This window comes from Allorhizocola rhizosphaerae, from assembly GCF_003426775.1.
Classification (GTDB): Bacteria; Actinomycetota; Actinomycetes; order Mycobacteriales; family Micromonosporaceae; genus Allorhizocola; species Allorhizocola rhizosphaerae.
Map to the genome: position 1 here is coordinate 17,744 of NZ_QJUG01000109.1, position 10,025 is coordinate 27,768.

Annotated in this window: 10 protein-coding genes; 4 read left to right on the top strand and 6 right to left on the bottom strand. The window is 70.1% G+C overall.

The features are described 5' to 3' along the window. Window positions 1-108: 108 nt before the first annotated feature. Window positions 109-663, top strand: a complete 555-nt coding sequence (locus tag DM816_RS23110; protein ID WP_117212438.1) for a hypothetical protein — start codon at window positions 109-111, stop codon at window positions 661-663. A gap of 706 nt (window positions 664-1,369) precedes the next feature. Here DM816_RS23110 and DM816_RS23115 read toward each other — a convergent pair. The 4 genes from DM816_RS23115 to DM816_RS23130 form a co-directional block, all read right to left on the bottom strand. Beyond that, window positions 1,370-1,861, bottom strand: coding sequence for a phage tail protein (locus DM816_RS23115; RefSeq protein ID WP_117212439.1), 492 nt, complete (start codon window positions 1,859-1,861; stop codon window positions 1,370-1,372). Between the two features lies 1 nt (window position 1,862). Next, complete coding sequence (locus tag DM816_RS23120; RefSeq protein ID WP_117212440.1) at window positions 1,863-3,071, bottom strand: phage tail sheath family protein; 1,209 nt, start codon at window positions 3,069-3,071, stop codon at window positions 1,863-1,865. A gap of 11 nt (window positions 3,072-3,082) precedes the next feature. Beyond that, window positions 3,083-3,754 carry a carboxypeptidase-like regulatory domain-containing protein gene (locus DM816_RS23125; RefSeq protein ID WP_117212441.1) on the bottom strand — a complete coding sequence of 224 codons (672 nt, stop codon included), beginning with the start codon at window positions 3,752-3,754 and terminating at the stop codon, window positions 3,083-3,085. Between the two features lie 84 nt (window positions 3,755-3,838). Then, entirely contained in the window at window positions 3,839-6,331 is a 2,493-nt protein-coding gene (locus DM816_RS23130; protein ID WP_117212442.1) for a CHAT domain-containing protein, read from the bottom strand. Between the two features lie 71 nt (window positions 6,332-6,402). Between DM816_RS23130 and DM816_RS23135 the strand changes: the two genes are divergently transcribed. The 3 genes from DM816_RS23135 to DM816_RS23145 are packed head-to-tail and all read left to right on the top strand — an operon-like array spanning window position 6,403 to window position 8,599. Further along, window positions 6,403-7,578 carry a S8 family peptidase gene (locus DM816_RS23135; protein ID WP_117212443.1) on the top strand — a complete coding sequence of 392 codons (1,176 nt, stop codon included), beginning with the start codon at window positions 6,403-6,405 and terminating at the stop codon, window positions 7,576-7,578. Continuing rightward, window positions 7,575-8,129 carry an RNA polymerase sigma factor gene (locus DM816_RS23140; protein ID WP_117212444.1) on the top strand — a complete coding sequence of 185 codons (555 nt, stop codon included), beginning with the start codon at window positions 7,575-7,577 and terminating at the stop codon, window positions 8,127-8,129. Before DM816_RS23135 ends, DM816_RS23140 begins: the two co-directional genes overlap by 4 nt. After that, window positions 8,126-8,599 carry a peptidase associated/transthyretin-like domain-containing protein gene (locus DM816_RS23145; RefSeq protein WP_246002150.1) on the top strand — a complete coding sequence of 158 codons (474 nt, stop codon included), beginning with the start codon at window positions 8,126-8,128 and terminating at the stop codon, window positions 8,597-8,599. Before DM816_RS23140 ends, DM816_RS23145 begins: the two co-directional genes overlap by 4 nt. 89 nt (window positions 8,600-8,688) lie before the next feature. On the opposite strand, the gene DM816_RS45315 is transcribed toward DM816_RS23145, so the two are convergent. Together DM816_RS45315 and DM816_RS23150 are read right to left on the bottom strand one after the other, a co-directional pair. Next, entirely contained in the window at window positions 8,689-8,820 is a 132-nt protein-coding gene (locus tag DM816_RS45315) for a hypothetical protein (RefSeq protein WP_281274354.1), read from the bottom strand. Window positions 8,821-8,852: 32 nt separating this feature from the next. Beyond that, window positions 8,853-9,914 (bottom strand): dipeptidase, encoded by a 1,062-nt coding sequence (locus DM816_RS23150; protein ID WP_211588814.1) that lies wholly within the window; start codon window positions 9,912-9,914, stop codon window positions 8,853-8,855. Window positions 9,915-10,025 lie beyond the last annotated feature (111 nt).

Sequence of the window (10,025 nt, forward strand, 5' to 3'; positions counted from 1 at the left end):
TGCCGGCGGTTCAGTGTCGATGAGGCTTGGCCAAGGTTGGGTGGGATTCGTTGCGGGATAGGCCTTTTCGGGTGTCGGATTCACCGATTGGGTGGTCGTTTCGATGGGATGGCTGCCCTTTCGAGCGCCGGTGACCGCGTCGGCCAGGGACAGGTCGTCGGCGGGTTGCTTGAGCCCGGCCCGCTGCTCGGGTGCATCGGTCACCGAGCGGTCGCGTTGCCCGGCCCAAGCCGACGACCGGCGCTGGGCGTGACCGCCCTGGTCCACTCGACCGTCAGCGAACCGCTCGTCGAGATCGGGGAAGCGACCGTCTACGGGCCGCTGGTCCAATTCCGGGAAGAGACGGTCGACGGGCCGCGGGTCGTGGTCGTGATCGGGGAAGCGACGGTCGACGGGCCGCGGGTCGTGGTCGTGATCGGGGAAGCGACGGTCGACCGGCCGCGGGTCGTGGTCGTGATCGGGGAAGCGACGGTCGACGGGCGGCGCGTCGTGGTCGTGATCGGGGAAGCGGCCGTTGGCTGGCGGCGCGTCGTGGTCGTGATCCGGGAAGTGGGCGTCGGCGCGGTGCTCGTCGTCGAGGCCGGGGACACGGGCGTCCGCGGACCGCGCCTCCAGGCCGGTGTCGGCGACGCTTTGCGTGGCCTGGCCTGCGCGGCGGCGTAGTACCTGCCACAGACGTCCCGCAGGCGGTGCCTCGTGCGACTCTGAAGATGGCACGCGTTCGCCGCACTCCGTCGGCGCTCGATCTGCCAACGGTTCCGCCCGCGAGGGGAGCATTCCCGGGAGCGGCTGTGGCTGTAGCCCGGCAAGTCGCTCATCCCGCGTGGTGGCGTGCCCGCTCCGCGGGTCGGTTTGCCCAAGCCGCACGGGGGCTGGCTCGCTTGGCGTAGCGGCTTGCCTGGTCGGCGTGGTGGCCGGGGCGGCTTGTGGCGGGATGGGCGGGATCGACCCTGCCCGCCCAGAAGCTGCCGAAGACTCCGGGTCGCCGACGAGCGGGGGGCTTGGCCTGGTGGCGGTGTGATCGGGAAGGGTGTCATCGGGCGCTACGTCTCTGCTCCGAGAAGCCGGTGCAGAGCTGTAGCGCCGCGAAACGTACTGCTCCGGCTCCAACTCGTCCCACGCGCTCGACGACTCATCCGAAGCCGACGCCTCCTGCTGACGGCTTGCGAGCATGCGCTTTAGCCACCCGGGCTCGGCGTCGTGGGCCGATGGGCCAGGCCCGGTGGCGCCGGGCGACGCGCTGGGGTGCGCGTCGCCCGGCGTGCCCGCCGGCTCGCCCGTGGGGGTCGGCCCTTGCAGACCGGTAACGGGGGAGGCGGCCGGCGGGCTGGGGGGTGGCTCAGTGCGGCTTTCGGCCCGGCCCGGCAGGTTACGCCGCAACCACGCCAACATTGCTGGTCTCCCGCTGGATTCCGTCATGGGCAAGGACGAGTGTCTCGACGGCCAGTTCGCGGCTGAGGGCGTCGAGTGGGGCGCCGTACCACTCCTGCGGCCACGCGTTGACGAGGTTCCAGCGCAGGGCTTCGGTCGCGCCGGAGCTGTCGAGCATGACGATGGATACGTTGCGGCGGCTGACTTTGCCGTCTACTGCGGTCATGAGCCAGTCCCACAGTTCAACCGACGAGGTCAGTCCAAACCGGAGGGTCACCGGCAGGTAGGTGACTCGCCCGGGGATGGCCCGCACGACGGAGTTGTTGCCGGCCTCCCGGTAGGCGATGTTCTCCACCTTCACGCCGAGCCCGCTCACCTCCGTGAAGTGGCCCTCGGTCACGTTGTTGATGAGCAGTTTGAAGTTGTACGCGCGGTACGGGTCGACCAGGTTTCCGGGCTGTGCGGCCGGGGTCGCGGTGATCTCGGGCATGTCAGACTCCTGCCTGGTCGGTGCCGGACGACTGGCTGATCTTGAAGATGACGAACTCGGCGGGCTTGACCGGCGCGACCCCGATGAGGGTCACGACCTGGCCGGCGTCGCGGACCTCGGCCGGGTTGGTCTCCTCGTCGCACTTGACGAAGAACGCCTCCTGCGGCGTGCGCCCCTGCAGGGCCCCATCCCGCCACACCCGGGTCAAAAACGCGGACACGTCTCGCCGGATCGACTTCCACAACAGGTTGTCGTTGGGTTCGAACACGATCCAGCGCGTACCGTCCCCAATGGACTCCTTGAGCATGTTGAACAGCCGGCGCACGTTGAGGTAGCGCCATTCGCTCGCCGACGCGGCCAGCGTGCGGGCACCCCAGACCCGGATCCCCTCGGCGGGAAAGTGCCGGATGCAGTTGACCCCGGCCGGGTTGAGCACATCCTGCTCGACCTTCGTGACCCGGTAGGTCAGGTCCACCGCACCGCGCACGGGCTCGTTCGCGGGTGCCTTGTGCACGCCGCGCAGCGTGTCCGTGCGCGCCCAGATCCCGGCCATGTGCCCACTCGGCGGCGTGTTCACCAGGTCACCCGACAGCGGATCCCGAACCACGAGCCAAGGCACATAGAACGTGCCGTAGTCCGACTGCCGCGGCCGGAGCCCGGCGTTGTCTTCTGCGGCTGGGGCCGAGGCCGCGTCACCCTCCGGCTTCTTGGCCTTGGGCGCCTGCGCCGAGCCGACCCGCGTGAGCCGCTCCACATCGCCCACCGACTCCGGACCGTCCAAAATGGCCATCCGGTCGCCCATCAGCTCGCAATGCGCCAACAGGTCTTCGTAGGACCCGGGATCGGTGTACCCGGGCGCGGCCACGATGGCGATCTCGTCGATCGCTTCGAGCAACCGCAGCCCGCTGCGCGCCTTGCCCTTGCCCGCCAACGGTTCTCCCGGCGGGACGTTCACGACGTAACACCGCCCGCCGCCGTTGTCGTAGAAGCCGTACACGGCCCGCGAGAGCGGCGTGCTCACCTGACTTTCCCCGACAAAGATCTTCAGAAACTCGGACCAACTGTTGATGGCGACCGCCTCGTTGCGGCGCGCGTTCGCGTCCGGCGCCGTGCCGACGAAGCCCGCGGTACTGGTACCGACGGCCTCGATCGGTCTGCTGCCGCCGGGCACCTCCTCGACGTAGATGCCGGGAGAGGAATACATGGGCATGAACTGACCTCCTAGATCTGGCAGGTGATGACGACGGGCTCGCCATCGGCAAAGTCGACGTCGGCGTGGAAATGAAGACCGCGACCCGTGACCACGAGCCGCACCGGCTGTCCGGATAGGACACCGGGCAGCGTGAACCGCCCCTGGCCGTCGGTGTGCGTGGTGGCGGTGCCGTCGGCAACCGCCACCCGCATCCCGACCAGCGGCACGCCGCCCGGTGCGACCACCGTCCCGGACACGTCCCGCAGCGTCGCGGCGACGATCCGGGGCAGCGACGTCACCCGTGGAGCGGACTCCTCGGGCCACGACACGTGAACCGGCACATCGAAGAACAGCGCTGGCCGGAGTTTGGCCCCGATCGCCCGCCACAGGGAATCGGGGACCCCCTCTGGTACCAGATAAAGGGGTTCTTCATGGAAAATCCGATCCAGCAGATCGAGCCCGGACCACTCGCCGCCGCCCGCGGCATAGACCAGGAAACGCAGCCGCAGGCGAAGGGGGCCGCCACCACCCTTGCCCGGCAGGGCTTCCGGCAGCAGCGACACCGGCCAGGCGCCGACGAAGCCGCCAGTGTCCGCATCGGACGGACGCTGGAGCCGCGCCGGCACACCGGCCGCCGTCAGCCGCGAGAGCAGGTTTTCGGCCGCCCGGACAAGGGCGCCGGTCGGATTCGGTTCACGCATGACAGGACAGAGCGCGCTGACCCCCGCGCTGATACATGCTTACATGTCGGCTCGGCGACCGAACCCGAGCCAAAACCCGACGATCTAGTGGGCGCTGCCGCTCCCGAAGCACGTGAAACTGTGTGCCGTCGCCCAGTCGGCCGGATCGATCGCGGCTCTCGCGCAAGCGAGCGCCGCCGCCGGGCCGAGACCCTCGCCAAGCAGCCGATGCAGCCGGATCATCAATTCGCGGGTCGCGACATCCTCGACCGGGCCGATGCTCGCGATCAGCGTGCGGGTGCCCGCACCGAGCAGCGCGGCGGTCAGCCCGACCAGCTCGTCACCCGGATGCACCGCCGAAAGGCCGGTCTCGCACGCCGACAGCACTATCAGCTCCGGCGCGGCGTCCAATGTGGTCAGGTCGTGCACCGTCAGCGGTCCGTCGGCCATGCTCAAATACGAGAACAGCGGGTTGTCGGAGCGGAAAACCCCGTGCGCCGCGACATGTGCGACGCTGGCACCGTCCATTGCCGACAGTACTGACTGCACGTTCGCCTGCGGCAGAGTGTGTCCAGGCAAGGCCTCCACCTCGTGCACCGCCTGCGCCGGCCGGGGCGCGGCGACCAGCACGGTCCGCCCGTCGCCGCTCGCTTTGCGGTGAAAGGAACGCCACCACGCGAACGCCGAAGGCGCGACCGTCACCCCTCGGCCGTCGCCGCACCCCGGCAGCGCCGACCACGGCAGCACCTGCAGCGGCCCGGTCGGCACGATCACCAGCTCGCGCTGGCCCAGCCACCCGCGCACCGGCTCCAGAAGCAGCCCGTCGAGCACACCCAGCGCGTGCCGCGCGGCGGTTGAAGCGGCTGCGAGCGACGCGGGCGAGCCGTGCCGGAGCACGAGTCGCCGCATGGCGAACGCCAGCGCGGCGCTCTCCCGCTGCACCGTCTCGCACGACCCGAGCTCGGCCAAGCGCACACGTCCGCCGGCCGCCGCGAGCCCGAACAGGCGACCGTCCAATTCGACCAGTTCGAACAACGCCCGCTCGCCAAGCGAGTCGAGCACCTCGCCGACCGATCCCGCCTCCACATAGGACGCCCGTGCCTTCGTCCGCCAAGTGCGCCGACGCACCGCGTCCTCCAGCACGTGCTGCCGCCGCTGCAGCCTCGCCCGCTGCCCGGGGTCCACACACGACTCCAGTTCGGCCGCGACATAGCGCAGCTGGGCCAGCTCCGTGACGATGGACGGGTCGCGCGGCGGCGGCAGCCGCAACGATGCCGAACGCCAGCGCTCGGCCCATTCGAGCACCTGCCGGGGCCGCCCGTCGGCGAGCGCGAGCCGCATCCCGACCTCGGCCATGCCCGCCCCCTCGGCGGAGCTGAGCACGCGCAGCTCGGTGGCGCCAAACGTGGCCCGGTATTGGTCCACCAGCGATAGCCCAGCCCGCAGGGCCCGCTTCGCCCCGCGGGTGTCGCCCGCGCCCAGGCGGTTGAGCGCCGTCGCGTGCCACGCCCTGATCCGCAGCCGCACCGGTCCCCGCATCTTCACCGGCCCGATCTCGGCGCCCGCATCGAGCCGTGCCTGCAAGGCCTGCTCCGCCCACCCGGCCGACTCCAGTTCGCCCGCGACAGCCCGCAGCCGCGCCGGACTGTCGTGATAGGACGCCACGTAGCGAGCGAGCACCGCCCACCGATCCCGGTGCTGCCGCCGGAACGCGCGCTCAGCGAGCCGAGCCGTGGCACGCGCTGTCGAAGCGTCGCCCGCGGCCAGCGCGGCCTGAGCGAGCAGGAGCCGCGCATGCGGGACAAGCGAACCGAGCCGTGCGCTCTGCGCGGCCTCGACCGCCTCTCGCGCCGCACGCATCGCCTCGGGCAGCAGCCGTGCGGCCAGCAACAGCTCGGCCCGGTCGACGAGCGCGACCGCCGGACGCCCGCCACTGCGCTGGAAATGCTCATCCGCACGGTCGTACCACTCCAACGCGGAAACTATGTGACCGCCCTGCGCCGCGACGAAACCCAGATTATGCTGTACCTGCGCGACGGCGGAGGTCAGGCCGAGTTCGCGATAGAGGTTCTCGGCACGGGTCAGATCCGCCCGCGCCTGACCCAGCGCCCCTCGATAGGCCTGCAGCACCCCCCGGTTGGTCAGCGCCCGAGCCTGCCACAGCCGATCGCCGCGCCGGCGGAACGCCGCGAGCGCCTCACCATACGCCGCAAGGGCTTCGGCCTCCCGCCCGACGCGGCGCAGCAGGATACCGCGTTGCATCCGGGCCCGCGCCCACGGCAGCCCTTTAAGCAGCGCCAGTGCCCGGTCGATCTCCCGCAGCGCGTCCCGCGGCCTTCCTAGATCATCTAGTACCAGCGCCAGGCTCATCCGCGACTCGGCCGCCATGTGATCCAATCCGTGGCGTGTCGCCAAGCCGATCGACCGGCGCAGATGACGAGCCGCCGCGGCGGCGTCGTGCAACTCGCGCTCCGCCAGGCCCATCACCCGCAGCGCCCGCGCCTTCTCCAGCGGATCATGGGCCTGCTGCCATTGATCAGATGCCAGGGCGAGCGCGCGTCGCGGATCGGCCATCACCATCGCGAGAGCGTCCACCATCGAATCGTCGCATGGACAATTGTCGGTATTCCGACTCGCAACCCGGTTTCGCGTCTGGTAAGCAGGCTCCTATGGCACTCGCCGAAGACCGACTGCGGCAGTGGCAGGACCGCCGCGCATCCCGCCTGAGCCGCCTGACCTGGCTGCGCAAGGACACCAACGGCACCCTTGGCACGGCCGGCGCCCGACGCAAACCTGTCTGGTACGCGCAGGGAGAGCTGCTCGTCATCGCCGATCATCAGCGCGAGACCGAGCGCGCCCTCGGCCGGCTGGCCGGTGTGCGGGCCGAGGAGCTCGCGCCGGGCCTGCTGCGCTATCGGGCCGACGCGCTTGACGCGCCGGCGCTGGCCCGCACGCTTGGCCCGGTTGCCGCGCCCAACCACGTGTTCCTGTCGACCCGCCTGGTGGAGGGCGAGCCGTTCGAGCACGGCGGACCGTTCGGCCCGCCGGTTCCTGCCACCCGCCCGAAGTCCACACCGCTGCCGCTGCAGGGCGAGATCGCGGTGGCCGTGATCGACACAGGCGTGTGGAGCGACAGTCCACTCCCGCCGACCGCCTACACCGCGGCGGCGACGGACTACGAGAACGATACGGATGTCGACAACGACGGCGTGATGGACGGCGACGTGGGGCATGCCAACTTCATCATCGGTGTGATCGCGGGGCAGACCCAGCGGGCCGGCATCCGGGCGCTGCGGGTGCTGGACACGTTTGGCGTGTGCACCGAGGCCGACCTCGTCGCTGCGCTGGCTCGGGTACAGGATGAAAAGATTGTGAATTTGTCGCTGGGTGGATTCACTCTCGACGATCGGCCGCCGCTCGCGCTGGCGCACGCACTGTCCACATTGCTCAGCGAGAAGCAACGGCTTGTCGTCGCGGCGGCGGGCAATGACGGGCAGCGAGACAGGCCGTTTTGGCCGGCGGCGTTCGCCGGGAGTGACGAGGAGTGGGCAGACCAGGTCGTGGCGGTGGCCGCGCACGACGGCGCGCGGGTGTGCGACTGGAGCAACGCGGGGGACTGGGTCACGCTGGCCGCGCCGGGCGCCGACATCACGAGCACGTTCGTGCGGCATGAGGCCTTCCCGAGCGGGTGGGCGTTGTGGAGCGGCACGTCGTTCGCCACGCCACATGTGGTGGCAGCGTTGGCAGAGCAGTTGCACCGCACAGGAAGCGTGCAGGCGGCCCGCGACGCGGTCCTCAATCAGGCTCGTGCGCGCAGCTACAGTGGCTATCCGGGACTCACATGACCGACGAAGGACAGTCCGACACGGTGGTGTTGCTGGAGTCGGCGGCAGCGGGCGATCAGCGGGCTTGGGACTCCATTGTGGACAGGTATTCCGGTCTGGTGTGGTCGGTGGCCCGCGGGTTCCGGCTCAACCAGGCCGATGCGGCCGACGTGCACCAGGCGACCTGGCTACGCCTGGTCGAGCAGCTCGGCAGCATCCGCGACCCGGAGCGGCTGGGCGCGTGGCTCGCCACGACCGCGCGGCGCGAGGCGCTAGGCTTGCTGCGGCGCGCAAATCGAGATGTGCCGACCGATGACATGTTCGCGTTCGAACGGCAGGATGTGGCACGACCCGAGCCCGACCACCACGTGCTGGTGCGCGAACGCGACCATGCCCTGTGGCGGGCGTTCAGCGAGCTGCCGGGCAGCTGCCAGAGCCTGCTGCGCATGCTGCTGGTCGATCCGCCGCCCAGTTATGCGGAGGTGAGCGCGGCGCTGGACATCCCGATCGGCAGCATCGGCCCGACGCGCGCCCGATGTCTGGAACACCTGCGGCGAAAGGTGTCGTCATGAGCGAGGGCTTGCCCGAGCGAATCAACAACAGGGATGCGCCACGTGGCGAAGCGGAGGGACGCCATGGTGGCGATGGTTGGGACGGTCTCGTATCGCGCATGGACCCGGTTCCGGCACATGTGGTCGCGGCCGCGAAGGCGAGTTTGAGCTGGCGTGACCCGGACGCCGAGCTGGCCGCGCTCGTCGAGCAGCACGGGCTGGCCGAGGTGCGGGGGGAGCATGCGATGCTCACGTTCGAGTCGGGTTCGCTGACCATCGAGGTTGAGGTGCTCGGCAGGTCGCTCGCCGGGCAGATCGTGCCGCCGCAGGCGGCGCGCGTCCGGCTCGACCACGGCGGCGGGGATCCATTGTGGACTTCGGCTGATGCGCTGGGCCGCTTCGCCTTCGACACGGTCGCACCCGGCCACATCCGCTTGACGTGCTACCCGGAAACCGGCGGCGCGGTGCGCACCGCCTGGACCCGGGTTTAATCGGGTCATCTGCCCGAGATCGCATGCCGGGTCCAGGACGCCGGGTTCGAGTGCCTCATGCTCAACTGCGCGTTGCTGCGTGCCATCCGTCACCGCACAAGCATCGCCGTGCGCCAGGCCGGCACGGGCTCGCCCGATGCCACGCGGCGCAGCACCGGCAGATCGGGCGGCGGCCGCCCGGGCCGGGCCTGATGCGCATCGCCGGTGAGTAGGCATGCCACGCGGCGCAGCACCGGCAGCTGCGCTCACGAGGTCACCGCTGACGGGAAGCCACATCCTCAACCGCACGCATTACGCGCAGCATGTTGCCGTGGGCGAGCTTCGTCAGCTCGGCCTGTGACCACCTTTTCTCGCGCAGGGCGTCGAACAGCCGCGGATAGCCGCTCACGTCGTCCAGCCCTACCGGCATGTGCGTGGAACCGTCGTAGTCTCCGCCGATGCCGACATGGTCGACGCCCGCGACCTCCCGGACGTGCTCGATGTGCCGCACGACATCGGCGATGGTGGCCGGGGGCGCGTCCGGTGGGAACTTCCAGTCGCCGGCGGCCGCGCCCGGGTCCCGTTCCCATCGTGCCCCTCGGGCTGGCGACACGAACTCGGCCACAAACGCGATCATGCACACGCCGCCGTTGTCACGAAGTTTCGCGAGTACGCCATCGGGCACGTTGCGCGGAACATCGCACACTGCCCGCGCCGACGAGTGGCTGAACATCACCGGGGCCGCGCTCACCGCGAGCGCAGCGTTCATCGTCAGCTCGTGCACATGCGACAGATCCACGATCATCCCGAGCCGGTTCATCTCCCGCACCACCTCGACCCCGAACGGCGACAGCCCACCCACCGCCGGGAAGTCAGTGGCCGAATCCGCCCAGGGCACGTTGTCGTTATGCGTCAACGTCATGTATCGCACGCCGAGCGCTTGCAAAGTGCGCAACACACCCAACGACGAACCGATGCTGTGCCCGCCCTCGGCGCCGATCAGCGACGCGATCCGCCCCTCGCGCATCGCGTCGGCCACCCCGCCGGCCGTCGTGGCCAGGACCAGGTCGCGCGCGTAAGCCTCGGCCATCCGGTGGACGATGTCGACCTGCTCCAGCGTCGTCTGCACTGCCTCCGCTTCAGGCAGATTTGACGGTACCCACACCGACCAGAACTGCGCGCCGACCCCACCGGCCCGTAGCCGCGGGATGTCGGTGTGCGCCCACCCGGTGCCGCCGCGCACATCGATCCCGGCGACCGCGCCTCCGGCATGGCATCTCAGCTTCCAGGGCAGATCGTTGTGGCCGTCCCACACGGCCGGGGTGGAATGAGTCATGCGGTAAGAATGCTCCATATGGAGCAGGTACCGCATCCGGCGCGCGCCCTGGGCGTCGTAGTCGGCGCGCCGCCGTTTACCGCGATCATGGACTGCGTCGAAGTGGTCCTG